Annotated in this window: 1 pseudogene; it reads left to right on the top strand. The window is 46.8% G+C overall.

Annotated elements, in window-relative coordinates:
* A pseudogene (locus I6E38_RS15280) lies at positions 1–205 on the top strand (IS1634 family transposase); the annotation flags it as partial.

The following is a 205-nucleotide window of genomic DNA, read 5'->3' as shown; positions in this document are numbered from 1 at the left end:
AACAATGCAAATATAGCGGAACTTGAGGCGCACGGCTACAAGTATATAATAGGTGCGAAGATAAAGAATGAAAATCAGGAAGTCAAGAACTGGATACTGGAACAGCCCAAGCGCGACTGCCAGATGGTTGAATATGACAAAGGAGGCGGACGCCGTCTTCTGGTCGGCTATACGGATGACCGTGCAAAGAAAGATGCCTATAACC

Source organism: Leyella stercorea, from assembly GCF_021531355.1.
GTDB lineage: Bacteria > Bacteroidota > Bacteroidia > Bacteroidales > Bacteroidaceae > Prevotella.
The sequence above is the reverse complement of the archived record's forward strand: the minus strand, read 5'-3'. Positions and strand labels throughout refer to the sequence as shown.